Raw genomic sequence first — 24,430 nt, 5'->3', positions numbered from 1 at the left:
TATGGCTGAGATTATTGAAAAAATGGTGCCCCGAAAATTTGTTGATAAATTCTGTGATTTAATGGCGAATCAAAACATCCACAATATTTTGATAAGAGGGTACTTTGACGATGATAAAGTATTATTAGCTTTCGGAATTTTAAATGATTTGCCAAATTACCAAAATGGTACACTCGTAATAGGCAATACAAGAGTACAGGATGAAAAAAGGTTTTTGGAGCAAGGACTTCGCAAACCATTACCTCGTTTTAATTTAAAAGATATTTTCAAAATTAACGGTTTGAATATTCAGTTCACGCAATGGAAAAAACATAGGGACTTTCGATTTAATGACAATAAGGACTTTGCTATCTTTCATCCAGTCCAAACAGTGATAAGTGATATTTCAGAACTGGATAAATTTAGAAAAGTATTGACAAACTCTAAGGCTAGAAAGAACATCCTGATAACCACCAATGATTTTAATAATAATCCAGAAAAAATATATGATATTGTTGATGCAGTGCTAATTTTGGATACAACAGCTTCAAATGAAGAGAATAAACAAACCTATGACACGATAAAAGCAAATTTAGCAGCTGATGGCAAGGAAGAGCCATATTGAGTGTGTAGTAAGTTTTGCTGATTGTTTTTAGATTACGTAGCAAAAATCAAGGTAGGTTACCTGTATTTGGCACTGATGGTTAGAATATCAATGTTCAAAGAAAACTAAGTAGCCTTAAAGATAGCTGCTTAGCTACTTAGGCTACTAAAAGATCGTCCGCAACTGGCCAAAGTTAACGGGACGGTCTTTTAGTATGTGCAGAATGTGGACAATAGGGTGGCATTTCCGCTACTTTTGGGGCGCCTTTTTAGCTAACTCTTCTCGACGTTGCTTGATGGCTTCTTCAATCTTCACTAGATCTTCTTCCTTAGCTAAATTAAGAATGTATTGTTGAGCTCGAAAAGTCTCTGAAGCATTGTTCCATTTACTGATTAGTTTAAACATACTCATTGCTATTTCACTCCTTGTAGTATTCAATAACTAAATTATAGCATCGATCCCTTGAACCATTGTTATAACGCACTCGACAGGCACCAAGTACGCTATAACATAGTATCGTTTATTGAGTTCCCGTTAGTTAATGAAATGCTAAAATAGTGAGACTAGGTATGATAAGCAAGCACTCATCTTAGTTAAATTGCTGTAAAAATTAATCCTTAGAAAGTAGCGACGAACTGCACTGTCTCAGCGTTTGAGGCAATGTGTGATTGGGATGAGTCGGACAACACATGTCGAGTCCGTAACAGTCCTTGAACGTACAGAAAAATAGGTTATAAATGCCGGCGTAACGGTATTTTTAGGTGATCGGAAGTGTACTAATTCCTCTTTTGTTGATTGGAATTAGTACACTTTTTGCTTGTTGAGCCAGAGGATCGAGTGGACAACGTGCTGGATTTTTAGGTTGTGTAGATAAGTGTCCGTTTTGGGGAGTTTAGTTGGTTAAGTTGATGAGAGAAGCAGTAATGGTTGACTATATTGCAAAAATTAAACCAATAAATACGGATAAAATTGAAACACAGGCGCATCGAATAGCAACATTCAGTGAAAATGGTAATAGCCTTCATATTCATGTGGAAATGTTTGATACGCCTGCCAATATTGAACATTGGGAACATTTCCATGGATTTCCAGATGGGAAACAAGCTCATGTTCCGACGCTAATGCATGACGTGAATCATGATGGCTTTATTGATTTACCTGAAACAAAGGCAGTATCTGGGACAACGATGGTTCCTTTTGATGATGCACCACAAGAAATGAACATTCCCCATGATGGCTACCCAGTTACAGATAAATACGGTCATTATGAATATGATAAGGATGTTCCATTAAAAGATTTACAAGCAAAATTTAAGCAAGCATTTGGTAGTGACGATCTTCAATTGGATAAACGAGTAGTTTATGTTCACGGCGTACCAGCGGATCTTAAATTACCATCTAGCGTTGCCGGTAATGTTATGAGTTATGATGCATATACAACTTTGCCAATTGCTGCTGGAGAGATTAAATTGGCACATTAATTTTTATAGAACTGAAATTTGAAAGCTAGAGTCTATGCTTTTTGCATGGTTTCTAGTCTTTTTTTGTATGTTCTCCCTTTTATTAAACGAAATTTACACGATAAAACTGTGATTTTTTGCTTAAAAGATAAATATAAAAAGATACTAGTATCTTGATAACAGTCAAGTCACCTAAATTGTTTTTTACCTATAATGTGTAGTGTCAAGAAAGGAAGAGGTGAAAAATGATTAAGTTACAACAATTTTTTATGAGGTACAAAAAGCAGCTTTTGCTTGTCAATACTATTCTGCTGTTGCTTGCTGAAGGATCTAAATGGCTATTGCACATGAATTTACCATACCAGGCTTTAATGCTTATCGTGGGGATTGTCGGAGTGCTTCCAATTGCTTTGACGGCTATTTCATCTTTAAGGGTTAAATTAATTTCTATTGATGTTTTAGTATCGCTGGCGGTAATCGGTGCCTTCATTATTGGTGAATTTAATGAAGCAGCCATTGTTACTTGGTTATTCATGTTAGGAGATGTACTGGAAGAATTAACCCTAAAGAAAACGCGGTCAGCCGTTGCTGATTTAACCAAAATGGCACCACAGACTGCGTTAGTTGTTCAAGATGATGGCTCAACTGAGAAAGAAGACGTCGATTTCATTGATCCTGGTGAGAAGATTTTAGTTAAAACTGGTGATCAGGTTCCAGTCGATGGCAAGGTTATTTCAGGTTCTGGTTATCTTAATGAAGCCAGTGTTAACGGTGAATCTAAATTAGTTAATAAAAAAGCCGGTAATGAAGTATATGCAGGAACTATCCTTGAAAACGGTACATTGACTGTCGAAACTACCGCAGTCGGTGAAGATACGACTTTCGGTAAAATTATTGAAATGGTTGAAGAAGCACAAGATACAAAGTCACATACAGAAAAGTTAATTAACCGGTTTTCCAAATATTACACTCCTGCCGTACTTGTAATTGCGATTGCTGTGGGCCTAATTACTAAAGATCTTAAGTTAGCTATTACGGTCATGGTGCTGGGCTGCCCAGGTGCTTTAGTTATTGGTGTGCCAGTATCTACAGTTGCTGGTATCGGTAATGGTGCTAAAAATGGCATTATGTTTAAAGGGTCGCAAGTAATGGATCAAACTCACCGGATTGATGAAATTGCTTTTGATAAAACCGGCACTTTGACTGTTGGACATCCAGAAGTTAGTGCAATTGAGGTATTAAATGGGCCCAAAGATGAAATTATTAAATTAGCTGCTCAAATTGAGCGTCAAAGTAACCACCCCTTAGCTCAGGCAATTGCCAAATTAAGTAAACAAAAGCCAGCTTCAATTAAAGTGGAAACTGTTAAGGGTAAGGGAATCATCGCCACTTTAAATAATCAAAAATATTATTTAGGTAACCAAGACTTAATCGTTGAAAATACCCGTACCAATGCAAAATTAGATAAGACAATTAATCATTTGAGTCAATTAGGTACTTCAATTGTCGCTTTTGCTAACGAAGACCAAAGTCAATTAGCTGTTTTTGGCATTAAAGATCAATTGCGCCCAGAAGCTAATGATGCTTTAACCCGCTTAAAAGAATTAGGGGTTAAAAAGTTAGTTATGCTTTCTGGAGACAATCAAGAAACTGCTGAACGAATTGCGGCGAAGTTGTCAATCGATGAAGTTCATGGTCAAATGTTGCCACAAGACAAGGCTGCTTTTGTTAAAAAAGAAAGAGCCAAGGGACACCATATTGCTTTTATTGGTGATGGGATCAATGATAGTCCGGCCTTAGCTAATGCTAATGTGGCAATTGCCGTTGGTAGTGGGACGGATGTTGCCATTGAAGTTTCAGACATAGTTTTAGTTAAAAATGACTTGCGGAAGATAGCTTATGCCCTTGGCTTATCCAAAAAGACAATTTTGAACATGAATGAAAATATCGTGATGGCTTTACTGACAGTCTTATTGTTGTTCTTCGGTTTGTTTGCGGGTTATGTTGAAATGGCAAGTGGGATGTTTATTCATGAATTTAGTATCTTAATTGTTATCTTGAACGGGATGAGATTAATCAAATTTCAGCAAAAAATTGACGATCATCAAGTTTATAATCAACAAAACAAAGTAGCATTAGATATGTAAATTAATAAGGAAGGGTGAATCTAATCATGAAAAAAGTAATGATGAAATTATCTGGCATGACCTGTCCTTCATGCTTAAGCAAAATTGAAAGGGCGGTTGGTAGTTTGGATGGAACCGACCAAATCAAAGTTTTATTCAATGCAGGAAAGCTAAAATTTACACTGGATCCTGATAAGACTAAAACTGTTGATGTCAAGACAGCTATTGAAAAAATGGGTTATGAAGTACAAGGAATTAAGGAAAAGGAGCTTAACTGATGAATGCAGAAGAAAAATACCAGGCGGAATTGAAGCAAAGCGACCTTGATCACCATCAGCCAACTGCAGCTGCCATGACTGGTCACATTATTTCTAACTTGTTAATCCATTCTTTAAAGATTAACCAAGCTAACTTATTTGCTAAAGGATCTGCTAGTCTTTTTTTAGCCGAAAAAGCTGCTGGTTGGATTGCTTATGAACGTCAGGAATTTGACCAATTGAATCACTTATTGGTTAATAATGGTGAAAGTATTCCAACAATTACAGCTCAATTTAAGGAATATACTATGCTAGAAGAAGATGGCAGTAGTAAATATTTAGCAGGTGATAAGCAATTATTTGCCTTGGTAAAAGATTTTGATACGCAAACGCTCTTCATTAGTAAGGCAATTGCTTTAGCTAATAATGAAAGTTGGCCAGAATTATCTGCTAATTTAACTAATTTAATGGCTTGGATTAAGGAGCAAATTCGGGTAACTCAAGACTTCTTAGGTCATGAACTAAAAGAAGGATTGTATGTCGAAGACGACGATGATGACTTTTAATTAAAGGACGATGAATTTAATGGCTGATTTATGTGTTAACTTAGTACCACTATTTAATGCTTTACCTCAGGATGAGAAGATGCAAATCGAAAAATTAGTTCAGCATAAAAACTATCAAAAGGGTGAAGTAATAATTGATCCAACGATAAATGATAATTTAGTAATTATCGCTGATGGTAACGCTAAGCAGTACACCTTAGATGAAAACGGCTATGAGAATGTTTTGCAAATCTTGCATACGGGTGATTATATTGGTGAGGATTGGCTTTTTGGTCAAAAAAATATCAATAATTACCTCGAGGCTACGGAACACAGTGAAATTTGTTTATTAAAACGGCAGGATTTATTGAAGTTGATGCATAAACAGCCAGAATTAAGTATTCGATTATTGGAACTAAATATTGTTAAAGTTTCGGAAATGCAAAAACAAATTCACTTGTTGGCTTTGCCGAAGGTTGAAGACCGGTTATTAAAGTATTTACAAACATATGCAGATGAAATTGGTAAAAATAATTTTACCTTACCCTTAAAAATGAAGGACTTAGCCTTATACCTTGGAACAACACCTGAGACCCTGTCTCGTAAATTTGCTTTATTAGAAAAGCAAGGTCAACTGAAGCGTCAATTACGTCGAATTGAATTATTCGAAAATTAGTTTAATTAGGCAATGATTGCTTAGTTGATAATATACACGTTATATCATTATGTTAATTTGGGGATGCATGTTTCCACTAATTCAAGGTAGTGATATTTGGTCATCGATAGTGGGGATGTTATGGATTGGCGCTTGGATACTAATGGGACCGTTGAAAAAGGGATTAACTATTAAATTTGTTACTCCTAAACTCGATAAGAAATACCCATTAACAATCAACCCCATTGATAAGAATCAAGAATAACGGAATTTTTCAGGAAGTTTAAATACCAGCAATTAATTGTGATTAGGGACAACGGCTCTTTGTCAAATCATATTGATGGATAAGTTTAATGAGGAATTAAGCAGCGAAGAAAAAGCTTGATTCCTTTTCTTTTACAATATTTTCTTCAAGTCTAATTAAGAGATGACTAAAATTTCTATAGCCATAAGCAGTACGTTCAATTTGTTTAATCTTACGGTTAACTCCTTCAAGACAACCATAAAGTCTTGCATAACCCAATAAGTATTTTCTAAGGTTTGGTCACAATCTAAACCATCTAAGACAATATGTTCCTGAGTTAGATAGTCTTTAAAGTGCCAATCGTAATATGGAGTAGTCCTATTAAGCCTGTCATACCTCATGAGATAAAGCTTCCAAGGAGACTTTAAGAGCTTATATTCACGGCTGCTTTTATTAAATTGCTTCATGATTTGAACTCTAAAAATATTAAACGATCTAGTAAGCATTTGAACCATGTGAAAACGATCAATACTAGCGATGCAGGTCATTGAGCGATCTTCAGTAAGAGCAGAAAGTATTTTTCGCTTAGAAGTGTTAGAGATATAGCAGCCTTTATTAATAAGATTAGATTGAGCCATCGATCTTTTAAGGCAATCATTGCATAAAACGCGCTGCTTTTTAAGTCTGATTGTAACTGGATGGCTAGCATCAGCAGTTCCCAAGCGACAGAATATCTTATACACAGCGCTTTTGGAAGATTTGCTACAGATGGCCACTAATGGTAAAATATGAGTGCATAGAAAAAGCGAGCCGCTTTAAAGGCGGTCGCTTGGTTACATGTTATCTAATAAAAGATCGTCCGCAACCTGCCAAAGTTAATTGGACGGTCTTTTATTATGCACAGAACGTGAAAATAAAAATCAGCAAAGCAATTATGAAGGTTGCGAATGCCAACATTAGCATGAGTGCCTGGTAGACGTTCACGGGCTGTAATCCTTTCTAAAGAATAGTCCATTGGAACCCCCCATTTCAAGAAGACAGCCACCGCCCATAAAACTTCTCGCAACGAAGATTATACCATACGGAGACTATTGATTGGGTTCTTTTTTAGCTAACTCTTCTCGGCGCTTCTTGATGACTTCTTCAATTTTGACTAGATCTTCCTCTTTAGCAAAAGTAAGGATGAATTGCCGAGTGCGAAAGAGCTCACCAGCTTTATTCCACTTGGATACAAAACTAAACATTCCCATTAAATTCCCTCCACGATGTTCGATAACTAAATTATAGCACCGATTTTTGAACCATTGTTGTAGCGCATCGACAGACGCCAAGTACGCTATAACATAGTAGCGTTCATTGAGTTCCCGTTAGTTAATAAAATGCTAAAATAGTGAGACTGGGTATGATAAGCAAGCACTCATCTTAGTCAAATTGCTGTAGAAATTAATCCTTAGAAAGCAGCAACAAACCGCACTGTCTCAGTGTTTGAGGCAATGTGTGATTGGGATGAGTCGGACAACACATGTGGAGGTGATCCTTTGAGCGTCAAGTTTGGCAATTTTTGAGTTATTGTATTCTCCACACATGTGGAGGTGATTAAAAAAAGTGATAACTGTGTTCTGATATTCATTGGTATGAAGTAAACAAGTATACGAATTCTAATATGTATGAATTAAAGATTGTAAATTATACGAGAGAAAAGAATGATGAAATTAAAATATATAGGTGAAACTTTAGTAGTAACTGGCTTAACAAATGGCAAAATCTATGAATGTATAGCTGAAGAAGGACCTTTTTATAGAGTCATTGATGACAGTGATGAAGATTATTTATATTCCCAAACCAATCCAGCACCACTTGATGGTTCATCTAAGGGCGGAAAATGGGAAGATTTTAGCATTTGGTATTATGATAAATATGATCAAGTAATAAAAGACATCGATTATTCTATGTATATAAATAAAAATAGATTGTAAAATAAAAAGTAATTATAAATATTAGATTAAGTAGATAGTATAAACTAAGGAGAAACATGACAATTTTATCAAATACCACCCTGTCTTTATGGGGTAAAAAGAATATTAATAAAGATAGCGAAGAAGGATGGTTACCCTTAATTGCTCACTTAATTGACACAAAAAATGTTATTGGATGGTTATATAATCATTGGCTTAATGACGGCCAAAGACGCATTTTGAGTCAGGGATTTGAAAACTCAAATGAAGTTCAGAATCTTGTTGAATTTATTGGATACATTCATGATATTGGTAAGGCTACGCCTGCTTTTCAAATTAAGCAATCGTTTATCCATAATGAAGATTTAGACCAGGATCTGTTAGAGAGATTATTACAAAATGGATTTGATAATTTAGAAGAATTAAAGGCAAATATGGATACTAGACACTGGCTCCACGCTCTGGCTGGTGAAGTGATCTTAGAAAATAGTGGGCTAAATGAAAGTATTGGCGCTATAGTTGGCGGGCACCATGGTAAACCACAAAATAAGTATTTTGACTATGAAGATCAACTGATGGATGATACTTCTAAATATTATCAATCAGATTCTTGGGCCGAAAATCCAACTAGAGAAAAATGGGAAAATGTACAAAAAGAGATCATCAATTATGGTTTAGATTTGTGTAATTTTAAAAATTTAGAAGATATACCTACAGTTACTGACTCACAAGCAGTAATTTTAGAAGGCCTAGTCATTATGGCCGACTGGTTGGCATCTAGTGAATATACAATTAAAGATGGTAAGCGTGTTAGCATGTTTCCATTAATCTCGATGGATCAAGGTTTTAGCGATATTGATATGACATCAAGATATCAACAAGGAATTTTAAATTGGCTTAAAACAGATTCCTGGACGCCTCAATTGATAGTCGATACTAAAGAGCAATATCAAAAACGCTGGAATTTTGATCCAAGACAAGTTCAGGAACAAATGTCTCAAGCAATCGGAGATAGTGTGGATCCTAGCATGATTATCGTTGAAGCCCCGATGGGTATTGGTAAAACTGAAATAGCTCTAACTGCTGTTGAGCAATTAGCTGCTAAGACCGGTATCAATGGCCTGTTTTTTGGCTTGCCAACCCAGGCTACTGCAAATGCAATGTTTGATAGAGTAGATAACTGGTTGGGGAATATTGCCAAAGAACAGAGCGAAAATCTTTCTATTAAATTGATGCATGGAAAGGCACAGTTTAATCAAAAATATCACAATATTCCTGATGCTGATGATATTGAAACCGATGAAGGTGCAGTTGTTGTTAATCAGTGGTTTAATGGTAAAAAGTCAATATTAACTGACTTTGTAATTGGAACTATTGATCAATTGCTTTTGATGGGCTTGAAGCAAAAGCATCTGGCCTTAAGACATTTAGGGCTAAGCGGAAAAATAGTTGTAATTGACGAGGTTCATGCTTATGACGTATATATGAGTTCCTATCTTGAAAAGGCAATAGAGTGGTTGGGGGCATATCATGTACCAGTTGTTGCTTTGTCGGCTACGCTTCCAGTTGATAAAAGAAATGAACTTCTTACAGCATATTGTAGAGGAAAATATGGCAGTGAAAAATTTAAAGCTCAAAATACTAATTGGCAAACTTGTCAAGCATATCCCTTGTTAAGTATTTTGGATGGCAAAATTTTAAAACAAAAGTCAGATTTTTCTACTCAAGCTGATGATACTACAGTTAAAGTTACTCGCTTAAGCATTGAAAATTACGATTTAATTGAAAAGATTAATGATCAAATTGAAGATGGCGGTGTCGCAGGTGTCATAGTTAATACGGTAAAGCGAGCACAAGAATTGGCAAAAATTGCTGAAAAAGAGTGTTCTGAAGATACGCAAATTTTGGTGCTTCATTCCGCATTTTTGGCTAATGATCGTAGTAATTTAGAGTCCAAATTGGAAAAGTCAATTGGAAATCACCAAAAACGTCCAAAGAAAATGATAGTAATTGGCACGCAAGTGCTCGAACAATCTTTGGATATCGATTTTGATGTTATGTATACGGATATTGCACCAATAGACTTGATTTTACAAAGAGCGGGGCGTTTGCATCGTCATCAAATTAAGCGTCCAGACAAATTAATTGAGCCTCAGCTATTCATTATGGGTATTAATTCTTATGGGGACTACGGGGATGCAAATCAAGCAATATATGAGAAATATCTTTTAATTAAGACGGATCATTTCTTAAAAGACAAGATTAAGTTACCTAGTGATATTTCTAATTTGGTTCAAAAGGTATATTCAGCGGATACTGATAGTGAAGTGCAAGATCTTCAGGAAGCGGAAGTTAAGTTTGGAATAGATCAAAAGAAGGCAAAACAAAAATCGAAAGGGTATCAAATTAGAGCCCCAAGAGTTGAAAAAACTTTACACGGTTGGCTTGATAATGATAGTGACACTGATCTAAATGATGTTAAAGCAGAGGCTGCTGTCAGAGATACGAATGAAACAATCGAGGTTCTTTTGCTAAAAAAAGATGCCGATGGATTTTATTTAATGGATGGGCGAAAAGTGGATGAAGAAGTTCCTGATAGCGTTGTTGCTCAGCAGTTGATTAGGCTGCCCCATGCATTAACGATGGACATAAACCAATCTATACGAAATTTGGAACGAGATACTATTAGTAATTTTCCTGAATGGCAGAACAGTTCCTGGTTAAAGGGCTCGGTAGCTTTAATTCTTGATGCCAATAATGAGACAGAATTTAATGGATATAAAATTAAGTATTCATCTGACTTGGGGTTATCGTACGAAAAATAGTAAACTGTATTAAGTGTATTCCTCACTTAGGTGAGGGTGATCCTGTTGATTATTTATTTATTAAAGTAATCCCCATAAAATGGGCTGAGCGGTTTTATAATATGAAACCGCTTTTTATTTTGCTAAAAAAGTATTGTAAATTAAAAGAATAAGCATTATTATTAATATAATGTTGATTATTTATTTATAAATACGATTGAAAGAGATGGTGATATATGAGTAATGATTTAAGTTTCAATCTGGTTACTGATCCTTGGATTAAAGTCCTGAAAAAGGATTATACCGAAAGTGAAGTCTCTTTAAATGAACTTTTTAGTAATTCTGAAGATTATCTTCAGCTTGCCGGTGATATGAAATCGCAGGACTTAGCGATTCTCAGATTATTGTTGGCTATCTTACTGTCAGTTTATACTAGATTCGATGCAGATGATACGCCATACTCATGGCTGGATTTAGATGACAAATGGCGAGTGACTCGGACAGATAATGATGGCTTCAACTCTCAAAAACTAAAACTGGAAAACACTTGGAGAAGTCTATATGATCAAAAAGCTTTTTCAAAAAAATTATTTGATTATCTAAATCTTTATCAGACTAAATTTGATTTATTTGGTGAAGATCCTTTTTATCAAGTTAATCGTCAAGTCTATGACCAAAATGTGCCGGAAAATAAAAAGGTAGCTAAAGGTGCGGGTACAGTATCAGTTAAACAAATTAATCGACTTATTTCTGAAAGCAATAACAGCCCGGCACTGTTTTCACCTAAATCAGGTATTGAAAAAGATAGTGTTAATAATGCGGAATTAGTTCGCTGGTTAATTACTTACCAAAACTTCACAGGTGTTACTGATAAGACCAAAGTTAAGTCAAAGGATAAGTTCTCTGTTTCTCCTGGTTGGTTGTATTCAATTAATCCTGTTTATATTAAAGGTAAAACTTTATTTGACACGTTGATGTTAAATCTAAGCTTAGTTACCAATGATTCTGCAGATGGAACAAACTGGCTAAACTCACAAAGACCAGTGTGGGAATACGATGATATTAATGATTATCTTCAACAAAGATTGAATGGAGTATATCCTGACAATTTATCTGAATTGTACACTGTCTGGTCTAGAATGATTCATATTGATTGGCAAAATGGTCAGCCAGTTATATTTAGCGCAGGACTGCCTAAGTTAGATAGTAAAAAACAATTCCTAGAGCCAATGACGACTTGGCGTAAAAATAAAGATGGTGTTGTATATCCAGCTGCCAAGAATAAAAATAATATAAATGTCGCTATGTGGCGTAATTTTGGTCAGTATATAAGAACTAAAGCTAACGAAGATGAAAAAAGAATTCCAGGAATTGTTAGTTGGATTCAGGAATTGAAAAAAGAAAAATACATTTCTAAGCATACTAACATCAATATAGTTACAGTAGCTATGATAAGTGATGGAAATGCTACATCTCAATCACCTTATGCGGAAATCACTGATAATATGCAAGCTAAGGCAGGAGTTCTTTTTGATGATGAGCCTATGCTTGAAAATCGGTGGCAAGATAGAATTGAAAAAGAAGTATTATTAACACAACAAGTTGCAAATTATTTCTATTGGTTTGCAAAAGACATATCGAACATTCAAACCCATAGTGAGAAGAAAAAAAGTAATGATGATTGGGCAAGTCGAAAGGTAGCACAATTTTATGATGAATTGAATCAGCCATTTTATACTTGGCTTTCTGGGCTAGATTTAAGTCAAGACCGTGATGCTAAAACCAAAGAATGGCGTGAAACTTTAAATCGTTTTGTTGCGACGCAAGCTAAAAATATTTTTATCAATGCAACTGCTGATGAAATCATTGGCGGGAAGGAAGACAATATTTTTACAATTTATAATAAACTACGCAGAAACGTCTATGTTTGTCTCGGATTAAAGTAAGGAGAAAAAGATGAGTGATGCTTATACTGCTACGGCACGAATAATTAATCAGCTGTATGGTGATGGAACTCCTGATAAAGGTGCTTTGGCTGAACTTAGAAGGACAACAGCTATCGCCGATAAAGGCGCTGAAAAAATCTGGCCTTTAATTTTTTCAGCCGTGCCTAAATTAAGTACAAATGGAAAACCTACAAAGCTTGAAACAGCAGTTTATACTGCTCTTCACTGTTATGCTGCATTTCAACAAGGGAATGATTCATTTGTCTTTGGTCAAATTCCTAGATCAAAAGATAAGGAAGAATCTGGAGAAAATGGTGTATCTCTTTTTACTGCACTGAGGAAAATGAAAATAAACGACTCTAACGAAAAGAAGGCTTTAGATAGGCGAGTAACAGCTTTATTAGCAACTACAAATATCAGCAGTGCCACCAATTCAATTAATCATCTAGTAAGTATTCTTAAAGGAAAGAAAATGGGTGAAAAGATTGACTTTGCTCAATTGGCGGAAGACTTGTATAACTTTCAGTGGAGTACGAAAAATGCAAGATTCGTTGCCTTGAAGTGGGGAAAAGATTACTACTGGAACGTTTATAAGCTGGCATCAGACAACGATTAGTGAACAAAAAGCAAGGAGAAAATCAAAATGAATAAGAATCTTTATATGGACATTAATGTATTGCAAACTGTACCATCATCAAATATCAATAGAGATGACACTGGTTCACCTAAAACAGCTATTTATGGTGGCGTGACTCGGTCAAGAGTTTCTTCACAAAGCTGGAAGAGAGCAATGCGTTTAGCCTTTAAACAAGACTCAGAAAATGAAGAATGGCTTAAGAGCTATAGAACTTTGAAAACAGCTAGTCTTTTGGCGAATAAGTTACAAGAACTAGATTCAAATTTAAGTGAAGAAGATGCTTTAAAGAAAGTTGAAGAAGTCTTTAAAGTAGCTGGAATCAAATTAAAAAAGGACAAGAAAACGGGCGAAATGTTAACTGGAGCACTACTACTAGTAAGTGAAGGGCAACTCGAAAAGATCGCTAAACTTGCTTTGTCTGTTGATCAAATAGATAAAGATACAGCTAAAGAAATTAAGAAAAATTTGATGGAAGATCAATCTCTAGATTTAGCTTTATTTGGAAGAATGGTGGCAGATAATCCAGAATTGAATGTGGATGCTTCTAGTCAAGTGGCTCATGCAATTTCCACTCATGAAGTTACTCCAGAATTTGATTATTACACTGCAGTTGATGATGCAAATGCGAAAAGCCAAACAGGTTCTGCAATGCTTGGTACGATTGAATATAATTCATCTACTTTATACAGATATGCCAATGTTAACATTCTTGATTTATTGCACAATCTTGGTAATAAAGCTTTGACTATTGAAGGAATTAAGCTCTTTATCAAAGAATTTGTTTTGACAATGCCGACTGGTAAGGAAAATACTTTTGCTAATAAAACACTCCCTCAATACGTTATGATTAATGTTCGTACTGATACACCCGTTAACCTAGTATCTGCATTTGAAACACCAGTTAGATCTGAAGGCGGATACGTTGATAAATCTATCGATCGATTAGAGGATGAATATAAAAATTCCTTGAAATTTGTAGATAAGCCTGTGTTTAATGTCGAATTGACGAATAGTGAGAATATAGTCGACAATCAGGCTGAAAATATTGATGATTTAATTAATCAAACTGCTGAATTCGTAAAACAGGAGTTAGAAAATGAAGACAGCAACGATTAGATTGACTGCGCCACTTCAGTCTTATGGTAATTCTGCATCTTTTAATCAAAGAACTAGTGATAGTTATCCAACCAAAAGCGCTATTGTAGGTATGATTGCAGCTGCATTGGGCTACTCAAGAGAAGATAATGAAAAAATTTTGGAGCTAAATAATTTATTATTTGCTGTTCGAATTGAGCAATCAGGCAAAATGTTGACAGAGTTTCAAACAGTGGAATACAGAAAGAGTGCAAGCAAGACTGCTCGAAAGTTAACGTATCGTGATTTTATTCAAGATGGAGTTTTCATGGTAGCAATTGGCAGCGATGATGATCAATTGATCGAAAACATCAAAGAAGCACTTGAACATCCAAAATTTCAGCTTTATTTAGGAAGACGGTCTAATCCGCCAGCTGGTCCACTTAAAATTGATATTTTTAATGGAAGAAATCCCTTACAAGTACTAGAAGATTTGCCTTGGCAAGCTTCAGATTGGTATAAGAGGAGCTTTAAGACGTCACAATTTCTAACTAGAATAATTGCTGATGCTAGTTTAGATTCTGAAAGTACCCCCTTAATGAAAAAAGATAAAGTGGGCTCTTTTGATCAAAAAGATAGATATTATCAATATCGTCCTGTCGTAATCAAAAAAGCAGTTAAACTTAAAAATTCAGAAAATAATCAGACAGCAGATAATACTGATTGGGATTTTTGGTCATTTGTGTAGGAGGGTAGAATGTATATTTCGAGAGTTGAAATTGATACTAACAACCGACAAAAAATTAGGGATTTGTATCATTTAGGTGCTTATCATAATTGGGTTGAAAATTGCTTTCCAGATGAATTAAAGAAAAAAGTAAGATTACGCCATTTATGGAGAATTGATGAATTAAATGGTAAAAAGTATTTACTTGTTTTAAGTGAAGAAAAGCCAAAATTAGATAAGCTTGAAAGATATGGTCTTGCCAATACGGCAGAGACGAAAGACTATGATCATTTTTTAAGTAGTTTAAATCAAGGAAAAAAATATCGCTTTAAACTAACGGCTAATCCTTCATATAGAATTACAGATGCAAAAACCGGTAAATCAAAAGTAGTACCGCATATTACTGTTTTGCAGCAAACTAAGTGGTTATTAGATAGATCAGAAAAATATGGTTTTGATTTAGTTAAATCAGAAGATGACGAAGAAACATATGAAATGAATATTACGTCAAGAGATTGGCCACGATTACGCCGCAAGGGCAATAAAATAGTAAAATTAAGTCGTGTTACTTTTGAAGGCTTATTAGAGATTAAGGATTTGCAACAATTTAAGCAGGCAATGGTAACTGGTATAGGGCGTGAAAAAGCTTTTGGGATGGGACTACTCACTGTAATTCCAATGGAATAATATAATGAAAAATAATTATGGTGCTAAGAAACCAGAACGTCAGGAATTAGGACGAGTTTCGGATAGAATAAGTTTTATATATGTAGAACATGCCAGAATAAATAGACAAGATAGTGCAATTCAAGTAGTTGATTACCGTGGAATTATTAATATTCCGGTTGCTTTAGTAAGTGTGCTTTTACTGGGACCAGGAGTTGATGTTACACATCGTGCGATGGAACTAATGGGAGATTCCAGTTTAGCTGTTGTTTGGGTTGGAGAATGTGGTGTACGTCAATATGCACATGGTAGATCGCTGAATCATTCTTCCAGATTATTAGAAGCACAAGCTAAGTTAGTATCTAATCGAAGAAGTAGATTGGCTACAGCTCGCCAGATGTATGAGATGCGCTTCCCAAATGAAGATTTTTCTGATTTAACGATGGAAGAATTGCGTGGTAAAGAAGGTTCTCGAGTTAGGCGGATATATCGTGAACAATCTAAATTAACTGGTGTTAGCTGGAATAAGAGAGAATATAAAGTTGATAATTTTGAGGATGGAACTCCTATCAATAAGGCGTTGACAGCAGCACACCAGGCTTTGTATGGCTTAAGTTATAGTGTTATCGTAGCTTTAGGTGCTTCACCAGGTTTAGGATTTATTCATACAGGTCATGACTTAGCCTTTGTTTATGATTTTGCAGATCTATACAAGGCTAAGTATTCAATTCCAATTGCTTTTAAAATGACTGCTAAATATGGAAATCAAGATATTGCCACACATACTCGGATTGCAATGAGAGATGAGTTTAAGAAAGGTAAACTATTGGCTAAAATGGTAAAAGATTTGAAAAGTCTTTTATTAAAAGATAGTACTGCCGATATTGAATCTCCTCAAGTAATAATGAGTTTGTGGGATGATCGTGAAGGCCTACAGAAATTTGGCGTTCAGTATCATGAGGCACAGTCATGATTGTGATTACTTTAAGCAAAACTCCACAATCTTTACGTGGAGACCTAACTAAATGGTGTCAAGAAGTTCAAACGGGTGTTTATGTTGGAAACTTTAGTGCACGTATTCGTGATCTTATATGGCAAAGAATCATATCTAATATTGGACAGGGTGAAGCAACGCTAATATATAGTACTAATAATGAATTAGGCTTCGACTTTAAAACTACGCGTCAAGATAAAATGGTGGCTGATTTTGATGGCATACCGCTGATGGTGCATTTAAATAGTCAAAATAAGTTATCTAGCAAAAAGAAATTAGGGTTTAGTAAAGCAGCACAGCATCATAAAGTAAATACTTTTCGATCCCAAGTCCAGGATAAAGCAGATAGTTTAACTTCACTAGCGGTTCTTGATATAGAAACAACAGGACTTAATCTTGAAAAAGATAAGATTATATCAATTGGTGCTATAAAATATCTTGAAAATAATGATTGTGAGAAATTTTATCGATTAATCAAAGTTGATACTGAAGTGCCTGATAATATAGAAAAAATAACCCAGTTAAATAAGGGAGTATTAGCTAATAAAGGAATCGATATCAAAACTGCTTTGCTAGATTTGAGAAAGTTCTTAGCCGATAGGATTGTTGTTGGTTATAACTTACCATTCGATATTAATTTCTTGAATAGAGATTTCAAAAAGTATTGTCATTATTCGTTATTGAATGAATGTGTTGATTTGCTTTCTGCAGTTAAAAAGAAAAATGTCTTTTTAGATAATTATCATTTGAGTACTGTGCTAGAAAATTACAATATTAAAAATTCAAATCCACATAATTCGTTAGCTGATGCTGTGGCCACAATGGAATTATTGAAAAAGCTAATTAAAAATGATAATTATAAGATAAAATAATCATTACAAAGTGAAAAAACGGTGCTAACCTTAATGGCTAGTACCGTTTTAATTATGCCTATTGAAAGTATCTATTATTACTTAGCGTAATCATCAATGCCCAAGTGCTCCAAAATAAGTGCGGCAGTTTCTTCAATGGAGCGGTGAGCAACATTAATTACATAGCAACCTAATTTTTTATAAAGTGCTTGTGCTGATTCAAGCTCCTTGTTGATTGAATCCATATTAGAATAAGTAGTATCAGGATTCAAACCATAAGCGATCATTCTTTGACGTCTGATTTCGTTTAATACAGATGGATCGTTAGTCAAGCCAATAATTTTCTTAGGGTCAATTTCATAAATTTCCTTTGGAATATGTGTTTCAGGAACAAGTGGTAAATTAGCTACCTTTAAGTTTTTATTGGCCAAGAACAAAGAAAGTGGAGTCTTAGAAGTTCTTGATACCCCAAGTAAAACAACGTCAGCTTCCAAGAAACCTTTAGGATCTTTACCATCATCGTACATTACAGCAAATTCCATTGCAGAAATTCGGTCAAAGTACTTTTGATTTAAGCTATGCTGTGCACCAATTTTTTGATCTGGGGTCATATGAGTAGTTTGTTGAATTGCTTCAACTACAGGTGAGAAGATGTCAACACATTCAACATTATGCTCACGGGCAAATTTGATAACTGGCATTTGCATTTCATCTTTAACCAAACTATAGATAATTACCAAGTTTGGATATTTTTCAATTTCTGTTAAAACTTCGTCCAACTTCTTTTGGTTAGTGATAAAGGGGTAACGACGATAGTTGATATTGCAGTTAGGAAATTCTGCAGCTGCAGCTGTGGCGTTACTAAAAGCAGTGTCACCAGCCGCATCAGAAATAATAATAATGTTTAATTCATTTTGGTCTTTTGTTTCTACCATATTAAGCTCCTCGTGTATTATTAAATATCTTTCTGAAAATAATTATACTATTAATGAAAGCGGATTAACAATAAAAACTCAGCTCTTTTATTAAGGTAAAGTAGTCGGTTTATTTAACTTAAAAATTTATCAAAAAGTTTTTGAATTGTATTGACCCTAAAGATTAGTTTGGTATAATTTAAGTAAATGTATGGCGTAACGCCAAGAAATGGAAGGAGGGATCACACATGGCTAAGACAATCGTTCACGAAAACGAGTCTATTGATGATGCTCTTCGTCGTTTCAAGCGTTCCGTTTCAAGAAGTGGTACCTTACAAGAATACCGCAAGCGCGAATTCTACGAAAAACCTAGTGTTCGTAGAAAGTTGAAGTCTGAAGCTGCACGTAAGCGTAGACATTATTAATAAACTACTGAGAAAGCTACCTGTTTTTGGGTAGCTTTTCTTTTTGACTTCTTGAAGCATAATTTTGATTATGTTAAGTAAATATTTGTTAGTTTTATTTTAGTTAAGAACATAGTTTGTTATAATACTATTGGGTTTTTAATAGAAAGAAGGATATTAGATGAGTTTGTCAGATCAAATCATGGCTGATATGAAATCAGCTATGAAGAATCACGACAAGACAACTCTTAATACTGTCCGGATGATCAAATCGGCCTTAATGAATGAAAAAATTAAAGCAGGACACGATTTAACTCCAGATGAAGAATTAACTGTTCTTAATCGTGAAAAGAAGCAAAGAGAAGAATCGATTGACGAATTTATTAAGGCTAATCGTGATGATTTAGCTGAAGAAACCAAAAAAGAATTAGCAGTTGTAGAAAAGTACATGCCTAAGCAAATGAATCAGGATGAACTTAGAGCAGCTGTTAAGGAAACAATTGATGAAGTTGGTGCTAAAGGTAAGTCTGACTTTGGTAAGGTAATGAAAGCTTTAATGCCAAAGATTAAGGGACGTGCCGATGGCAAGGCTGCTTCGCAAGCAGTTCGTGATCAGCTAAATTAGTAGTAACAAGAAGGAGCGGGTCTATTTGGCTCAAACAACTTTTACACCTCAAAGACCAGAAAATATTCAAAAACTAGTTGGAGTTAATGATGGAAATTTAAAGCTTCTTTCTGAAGGTTATGATCTTTCTGTGTCAGATGTCGGTAATGAGATTGTCATTGCAGGAGACGATGAAGAGAAGATCAAGAAGGTAGTTGCTGTTCTAAAGGCACTCGATAGTGTTGTGAATACTGGTGTTAACATCGGTGCGCCCGACACAGTAAGTGCGATGAAGATGGCTGACAAGGGTACCACAGAGTACTTTGCAGACCTATATAAAAAGGTTTTGATTAGGGATGCTAAAGGTAGACCTATCAGAGTCAAGAATATGGGACAAAAGCGTTATGTCGAAGCTATTGATAAATCTGATGTTGTCTTTGGAATAGGACCAGCTGGAACAGGGAAAACATTCTTAGCCGTAGTTTGTGCAATTGCCGCCTTTAAGAAGGGAGAAGTTTCTCGAATCATTTTGACTAGGCCAGCTGTTGAAGCTGGTGAATCACTTGGATTTTTACCTGGTGACTTGAAAGAAAAAGTTGATCCATATTTGAGACCAATTTATGACTCCTTGTATGCTATTCTTGGGACTAATACGACTGACCGTTTGATGGAACGAGGCGTAATTGAAGTTGCTCCACTTGCTTATATGCGTGGACGAACTTTAGATGACGCTTTTGTAATTCTTGATGAAGCCCAGAACACTACAGATGCCCAGATGAAGATGTTTTTAACTAGACTTGGATTTAATTCTAAGATGGTCGTAAACGGTGATATGACACAGGTCGATTTACCTGGTCGACAGCATAGCGGGTTAATTGATGCTAGACATATCTTGAAGAATATCGACCAAATTAAATTTATCAACTTTTCTGCTAATGATGTTGTTCGTCACCCTGTAGTTGCGAAAATTATTACTGCTTATGAAAAAGAGGACATTAAACACTAAAAATGGATCCAATTGATATTACTTATAATGATGAAGTTGGCTTTTTAGATGATGAAAAGCGTAACTGGCAAGACTGGATTATGAAACTTTTGTTGCTAGCTAAGAAGGAAATTGGCAAAGATAACAACTTAGAGATGAGTATTAACTTTGTTGACGAAGATCGTAGTCATGAAATTAATTTAAAGTATCGTGACAAAGACCGTCCTACTGATGTAATTTCCTTTGCAATTGAAGATGGTGAGGATTCAATTGATCTTGCAGCATTTGCAGATGATCCAGACTTTCAAGAGGATATCGGTGATCTATTTATGTGTCCTAGTGTGATTAAGCGTCACAGTAAAGAGTATGGTACAGGTTTTGATCGAGAATTTGGATATACAATAGTCCATGGCTTTTTACATTTAAACGGCTACGACCACATTAAGCCGGATGAGGCCAAAGAAATGTTTGGTATTCAAGGAAAAGTGTTAGAAGATTATGGTTTGCCATTGTATCCTGATCAATTAGATGAAGGCAGAGGTAAATAATGGAAGAAAAAGAGTTTAAGTCTGGCTTTGTTGCTTTAGTTGGTCGTCCCAATGTTGGAAAATCAACTTTAATGAACTATTTAGTTGGTCAAAAAGTTGCCATTACGTCTAATAAACCACAAACGACTCGTAATCGCATTTCGGGTATTTATACTTCAGATGAAATGCAAGTTGTTTTTGTAGATACGCCAGGTATTTTTAAGCCTCATTCAAAACTTGACGACTATATGGATAAGGCTAGTGTATCTAGTTTAAATGACGTTGATTTAGTTTTATTCATGGTTGAACCTGAGGAAATGGGTAAGGGCGATCAATACATTGCCAACTTGTTAAAAGAAGTAAAAGTTCCTGTTCTTTTAGTAATTAATAAAGTTGATGAAATTCATCCTAATAAGCTTTTGCCAATTATGGATTCATATCACAAACTTGAGGGCTTTAAAGAAATACTACCGATTTCTGCTACTCAAGGAATTGGGATTGAAGATCTGCTTAAAACAATTAAGGAATATTTGCCAGTAGGCCCACAATATTATGGTGCTGATCAGATCACAGATCGGCCTGAATATTTTGTGGTAGCCGAGTTAATTCGTGAACAAATTCTGCGACTGACTTCACAAGAAGTACCACATGCTACTGCTGTCGCAGTTGATCATATGAATACTCATCAAAATGGCAAGCTCTTGATTGAAGCGACTATCTATGTTGAGAAAGACGGTCAAAAAGGCATTATTATTGGTAAGGGCGGTAAGATGCTCAAGCAGATTGGGATTAATTCACGTCAAGAGATTGAAAGATTGCTTGGTGAAAAGGTCAACTTGCGTCTTTGGGTTAAGGTCCAACATAACTGGCGTTCTGACCCTAACTTTTTGAAGCGAATAGGCTATGACAAAAAAGAACTTTAGTTGAATTACTGTTGTATAAGCGTTGTCGAAAGATGACGTCTTTTTTGTATGTTTAGGGAGACAAGAAAATTCTATTCGTTGGATGACTAATGAGACAGAAATAGATACAATAGTAATTGACAAAGTGATGAAATTTTGGGATCTATTGTTTTGTGATTGTTGTTATATTGGGATTTGTTTACTGTATTCTCCACGTGTGTGGAGGTGATCCCGTCAATTAGATATGAGTATTATTGGTCAGCAGGTATTCTCCACGTGTGTGGAGGTGATCCCATGTAAGTCCTTTGCTAATTCTTCTGCAGGTAGTATTCTCCACGTGTGTGGAGGTGATCCCAGTGACACCGCCGCCAAACAATACAAAACTAGGTATTCTCCACGTGTGTGGAGGTGATCCTTACGTGAACGCTAGGATCTGTCATTGTTTTTAGTATTCTCCACGTGTGTGGAGGTGATCCCTTTCACTCAGTTTCTGCTGCTGATAAATCATAGTATTCTCCACGTGTGTGGAGGTGATCCTAAGAAACGTCAACTTTCAGGCGTTGAATCATCGTATTCTCCACGTGTGTGGAGGTGATCCCGAGCTGTTGATCAAATTATGCTCAAACATGGTGTATTCTCCACGTGTGTGGAGGTGATCCTAACGATGCTTTTTATAAGTCCAAAGAGTGGCGGTATTCTCCACGTGTGTGGAGGTGATCCCGTGATTTAAGAGAAACGTTCGAAACCAAGAAAGTATTCTCCACGTGTGTGGAGGTGATCCTAAAGTTCGATTGAGATCATCATCAAATTTACCGTATTCTCCACGTGTGTGGAGGTGATCCTAAAATAGACGTTAACCTAGTCCCAAACATTTGGTATTCTCCACGTGTGTGGAGGTGATCCTGGGAACGTGGTGGATTCGATGCACAACATGCAGTATTCTCCACGTGTGTGGAGGTGATCCTATGACTACGCTTACCGTTCCGACCGTGAAGTTGTATTCTCCACGTGTGTGGAGGTGATCCTGTTTGTGTTATTGTAGCGGTGTTAATCGCTGCCGTATTCTCCACGTGTGTGGAGGTGATCCTAAAGCGACTGTATGAGGTTATGATCTATCTTAGTATTCTCCACGTGTGTGGAGGTGATCCTGATGTTCCGCAGAATGGGCAAAAACGAATTTTGTATTCTCCACGTGTGTGGAGGTGATCCTCAGTATTTGACAGAATGCAAGAACAAGCTGAAGTATTCTCCACGTGTGTGGAGGTGATCCTGACACTGACACTACGGCTGGCGGTTTTGCAGGGTATTCTCCACGTGTGTGGAGGTGATCCCCAGCCAAGAATTAGCCGGTATTAACAATATTCGTATTCTCCACGTGTGTGGAGGTGATCCTTTATCGTTCTGATGGAAAAGGAGATATTGTTTGTATTCTCCACGTGTGTGGAGGTGATCCTGAACATATGTTAGGTGTTTGGGACTTTGAAGAAGTATTCTCCACGTGTGTGGAGGTGATCCTGTAAAAATTTACATGCTGGGTAACACAGTAAAGTATTCTCCACGTGTGTGGAGGTGATCCCTCATCAAAAATAATTGTAGTTACTTTGGGATAGTATTCTCCACGTGTGTGGAGGTGATCCTATATGTTTCTCGTATGATATTTGCTAAAGATAAGTATTCTCCACGTGTGTGGAGGTGATCCCCATCACAAAACATAGTGAAGCAGTTACACCCAGTATTCTCCACGTATGTGGAGGTGATCCTATCTCTAGTAGCTCCTACAAAAACATCAATATGTATTCTCCACGTATGTGGAGGTATTGCTATATTGGGATTCCTGAAGAAATCATGAATGTAATTATACGAGACCACAAGGAAAAATTTTAAAATCTCAGGCTTCTAAAAAGCAAAAAGAAATTTTTAATAGTTGGCAGGAAAAATGAAAGAAAATATGTAAAGACAACTAAAATAATCAACAGAGCTGCTCTTGGAATATTTATTGTTGCAGTAGTAATTTTTTATTATAGGGTTAGTGAAGTAAAATGACAGTTAGTGAAGCACAAAAAAAGACGACTAAAAAGTGGGATACCAAAAACAAAACTCGAAAACAGTATTTAAATCGGTTACTAAAAATTTTATTTTGAAAGAAGCCACCACAGAGGACCTTGAACAAATTAAAAAGTATTTTGGGCAAAGAAAACACGGAAAAGATTGATTGTGGTAGAAAACGCTGCATGAATAATTGTAATTTTTAGTAAAAAGTTTTGGAGGTACTTTTTAATGATTGATTTAAATAGTTCAGATATTATGGACGCACAAGAAGCTTCGAAAATTTGGTAAGCAATGGGTGAAGGCATGGAAGCTATTACAGGTGTTAAAGATCTAAGAAAAAATAAATAATTCATTAACCATTGCCTTTGGTTTGTATTAAGTCATTAGTCTTCTTCCATAATTATGTGAATATGGGTAATGCGCTATTTTTCATTAAGAACGCTAGTAGAAAAGTTTTAATGAAAAACGCCCGAAAATCCCCGTATTTTAATGCGGGGATGGATAGGGCCAAGCTGACCTAG

Annotated in this window: 26 protein-coding genes, 1 pseudogene and 1 CRISPR repeat array; of the genes and pseudogenes, 22 read left to right on the top strand and 5 right to left on the bottom strand. The window is 35.8% G+C overall.

From position 1 onward, the window contains the following. Window position 1 precedes the first annotated feature (1 nt). Entirely contained in the window at window positions 2–604 is a 603-nt protein-coding gene (locus CP352_RS07205; RefSeq protein ID WP_087712741.1) for a hypothetical protein, read from the top strand. Between the two features lie 228 nt (window positions 605–832). Here the strand turns inward: CP352_RS07205 and CP352_RS11175 are convergent, their stop codons facing one another. Then, entirely contained in the window at window positions 833–994 is a 162-nt protein-coding gene (locus tag CP352_RS11175; RefSeq protein ID WP_179210807.1) for a hypothetical protein, read from the bottom strand. 512 nt (window positions 995–1,506) lie between these two features. Here CP352_RS11175 and CP352_RS07200 point away from each other — a divergent pair. The 6 genes from CP352_RS07200 to CP352_RS11075 all read left to right on the top strand — a co-directional run bounded on the left by CP352_RS07200 (window position 1,507) and on the right by CP352_RS11075 (window position 5,891). Further along, entirely contained in the window at window positions 1,507–2,064 is a 558-nt protein-coding gene (locus tag CP352_RS07200; RefSeq protein WP_089143306.1) for a hypothetical protein, read from the top strand. 224 nt (window positions 2,065–2,288) lie between these two features. Continuing rightward, the gene (locus CP352_RS07195) at window positions 2,289–4,190 is read left to right on the top strand and encodes a heavy metal translocating P-type ATPase (RefSeq protein WP_089143279.1); all 1,902 of its coding nucleotides are present in this window, start codon (window positions 2,289–2,291) and stop codon (window positions 4,188–4,190) included. 26 nt (window positions 4,191–4,216) lie between these two features. Further along, window positions 4,217–4,447 carry a heavy-metal-associated domain-containing protein gene (locus CP352_RS07190; RefSeq protein WP_057726630.1) on the top strand — a complete coding sequence of 77 codons (231 nt, stop codon included), beginning with the start codon at window positions 4,217–4,219 and terminating at the stop codon, window positions 4,445–4,447. Further along, window positions 4,447–4,992, top strand: a complete 546-nt coding sequence (locus CP352_RS07185) for a DNA-binding protein (RefSeq protein ID WP_089150712.1) — start codon at window positions 4,447–4,449, stop codon at window positions 4,990–4,992. The genes CP352_RS07190 and CP352_RS07185 overlap by 1 nt, the downstream gene beginning before the upstream one ends. Before the next feature lie 19 nt (window positions 4,993–5,011). Further along, window positions 5,012–5,647: a Crp/Fnr family transcriptional regulator gene (locus CP352_RS07180; protein ID WP_061204756.1), complete on the top strand. Its 636-nt coding sequence runs from the start codon at window positions 5,012–5,014 to the stop codon at window positions 5,645–5,647. Window positions 5,648–5,714: 67 nt separating this feature from the next. Then, window positions 5,715–5,891, top strand: coding sequence for a hypothetical protein (locus tag CP352_RS11075; RefSeq protein WP_158227345.1), 177 nt, complete (start codon window positions 5,715–5,717; stop codon window positions 5,889–5,891). A gap of 96 nt (window positions 5,892–5,987) precedes the next feature. On the opposite strand, the pseudogene CP352_RS07175 reads toward CP352_RS11075, so the two are convergent. From CP352_RS07175 to CP352_RS11170, 3 genes and pseudogenes are all read right to left on the bottom strand, one after another. Then, window positions 5,988–6,676 (bottom strand): annotated as a pseudogene (locus tag CP352_RS07175) (transposase); the annotation flags it as partial. 88 nt (window positions 6,677–6,764) lie between these two features. Then, a complete protein-coding gene (locus CP352_RS11565; RefSeq protein ID WP_353479492.1) occupies window positions 6,765–6,827 on the bottom strand; it encodes a hypothetical protein in 63 nt (20 codons plus the stop codon). A gap of 131 nt (window positions 6,828–6,958) precedes the next feature. Next, window positions 6,959–7,120, bottom strand: coding sequence for a hypothetical protein (locus tag CP352_RS11170; RefSeq protein WP_198563853.1), 162 nt, complete (start codon window positions 7,118–7,120; stop codon window positions 6,959–6,961). A gap of 453 nt (window positions 7,121–7,573) precedes the next feature. Between CP352_RS11170 and CP352_RS07165 the strand changes: the two genes are divergently transcribed. The 9 genes from CP352_RS07165 to cas2e all read left to right on the top strand — a co-directional run bounded on the left by CP352_RS07165 (window position 7,574) and on the right by cas2e (window position 17,545). Beyond that, a complete protein-coding gene (locus CP352_RS07165; protein ID WP_198995331.1) occupies window positions 7,574–7,846 on the top strand; it encodes a hypothetical protein in 273 nt (90 codons plus the stop codon). A gap of 56 nt (window positions 7,847–7,902) precedes the next feature. Further along, the gene (locus tag CP352_RS07160) at window positions 7,903–10,650 is read left to right on the top strand and encodes a CRISPR-associated helicase/endonuclease Cas3 (RefSeq protein WP_098034899.1); all 2,748 of its coding nucleotides are present in this window, start codon (window positions 7,903–7,905) and stop codon (window positions 10,648–10,650) included. 215 nt (window positions 10,651–10,865) lie between these two features. After that, window positions 10,866–12,575 carry a type I-E CRISPR-associated protein Cse1/CasA gene (locus CP352_RS07155; RefSeq protein ID WP_089145599.1) on the top strand — a complete coding sequence of 570 codons (1,710 nt, stop codon included), beginning with the start codon at window positions 10,866–10,868 and terminating at the stop codon, window positions 12,573–12,575. A 10-nt stretch (window positions 12,576–12,585) separates the two neighbouring features. Continuing rightward, complete coding sequence (gene casB, locus CP352_RS07150; protein WP_065990606.1) at window positions 12,586–13,191, top strand: type I-E CRISPR-associated protein Cse2/CasB; 606 nt, start codon at window positions 12,586–12,588, stop codon at window positions 13,189–13,191. 27 nt (window positions 13,192–13,218) lie between these two features. Next, window positions 13,219–14,328 (top strand): type I-E CRISPR-associated protein Cas7/Cse4/CasC, encoded by a 1,110-nt coding sequence (cas7e, locus tag CP352_RS07145; protein WP_013086436.1) that lies wholly within the window; start codon window positions 13,219–13,221, stop codon window positions 14,326–14,328. After that, window positions 14,309–15,034 (top strand): type I-E CRISPR-associated protein Cas5/CasD, encoded by a 726-nt coding sequence (gene cas5e / locus CP352_RS07140; protein ID WP_089143285.1) that lies wholly within the window; start codon window positions 14,309–14,311, stop codon window positions 15,032–15,034. Before cas7e ends, cas5e begins: the two co-directional genes overlap by 20 nt. A gap of 9 nt (window positions 15,035–15,043) precedes the next feature. Beyond that, window positions 15,044–15,700 (top strand): type I-E CRISPR-associated protein Cas6/Cse3/CasE, encoded by a 657-nt coding sequence (gene cas6e, locus CP352_RS07135; RefSeq protein WP_061204750.1) that lies wholly within the window; start codon window positions 15,044–15,046, stop codon window positions 15,698–15,700. A 4-nt stretch (window positions 15,701–15,704) separates the two neighbouring features. After that, window positions 15,705–16,652 (top strand): type I-E CRISPR-associated endonuclease Cas1e, encoded by a 948-nt coding sequence (gene cas1e / locus CP352_RS07130; protein ID WP_057726620.1) that lies wholly within the window; start codon window positions 15,705–15,707, stop codon window positions 16,650–16,652. Then, window positions 16,649–17,545, top strand: a complete 897-nt coding sequence (gene cas2e, locus CP352_RS07125) for a type I-E CRISPR-associated endoribonuclease Cas2e (RefSeq protein WP_057726619.1) — start codon at window positions 16,649–16,651, stop codon at window positions 17,543–17,545. Before cas1e ends, cas2e begins: the two co-directional genes overlap by 4 nt. 77 nt (window positions 17,546–17,622) lie before the next feature. Here the strand turns inward: cas2e and CP352_RS07120 are convergent, their stop codons facing one another. Continuing rightward, window positions 17,623–18,459 (bottom strand): pyruvate, water dikinase regulatory protein, encoded by an 837-nt coding sequence (locus CP352_RS07120; RefSeq protein ID WP_005719759.1) that lies wholly within the window; start codon window positions 18,457–18,459, stop codon window positions 17,623–17,625. A gap of 227 nt (window positions 18,460–18,686) precedes the next feature. On the opposite strand from CP352_RS07120, the gene rpsU reads away from it, so the two are divergent. The 6 genes from rpsU to CP352_RS11560 all read left to right on the top strand — a co-directional run bounded on the left by rpsU (window position 18,687) and on the right by CP352_RS11560 (window position 24,243). Further along, the gene (gene rpsU / locus CP352_RS07115) at window positions 18,687–18,863 is read left to right on the top strand and encodes a 30S ribosomal protein S21 (RefSeq protein ID WP_002880182.1); all 177 of its coding nucleotides are present in this window, start codon (window positions 18,687–18,689) and stop codon (window positions 18,861–18,863) included. A 160-nt stretch (window positions 18,864–19,023) separates the two neighbouring features. Continuing rightward, entirely contained in the window at window positions 19,024–19,467 is a 444-nt protein-coding gene (locus CP352_RS07110; RefSeq protein WP_013086431.1) for a GatB/YqeY domain-containing protein, read from the top strand. Between the two features lie 25 nt (window positions 19,468–19,492). After that, on the top strand, window positions 19,493–20,452 hold the full coding sequence (locus CP352_RS07105; protein WP_005723097.1) for a PhoH family protein: 960 nt from the start codon (window positions 19,493–19,495) through the stop codon (window positions 20,450–20,452). 2 nt (window positions 20,453–20,454) lie between these two features. Next, a complete protein-coding gene (gene ybeY / locus CP352_RS07100; protein ID WP_005719727.1) occupies window positions 20,455–20,979 on the top strand; it encodes an rRNA maturation RNase YbeY in 525 nt (174 codons plus the stop codon). Further along, window positions 20,979–21,881: a GTPase Era gene (era, locus tag CP352_RS07095; protein ID WP_005719725.1), complete on the top strand. Its 903-nt coding sequence runs from the start codon at window positions 20,979–20,981 to the stop codon at window positions 21,879–21,881. The genes ybeY and era overlap by 1 nt, the downstream gene beginning before the upstream one ends. A 183-nt stretch (window positions 21,882–22,064) precedes the next feature. Then, a CRISPR array of direct repeats spans window positions 22,065–23,681; the repeat unit is 28 nt; unit sequence GTATTCTCCACGTGTGTGGAGGTGATCC. A gap of 469 nt (window positions 23,682–24,150) precedes the next feature. Beyond that, window positions 24,151–24,243, top strand: a complete 93-nt coding sequence (locus CP352_RS11560; RefSeq protein WP_131501341.1) for a KxYKxGKxW signal peptide domain-containing protein — start codon at window positions 24,151–24,153, stop codon at window positions 24,241–24,243. Window positions 24,244–24,430: the final 187 nt, after the last annotated feature.

The sequence above is a fragment of the Lactobacillus sp. UMNPBX1 genome (assembly GCF_002554085.1).
Lineage (GTDB): Bacteria > Bacillota > Bacilli > Lactobacillales > Lactobacillaceae > Lactobacillus > Lactobacillus crispatus.
Note: the sequence above shows the minus strand (reverse complement) of the source record. Positions and strands in the feature narration are given on the sequence as shown.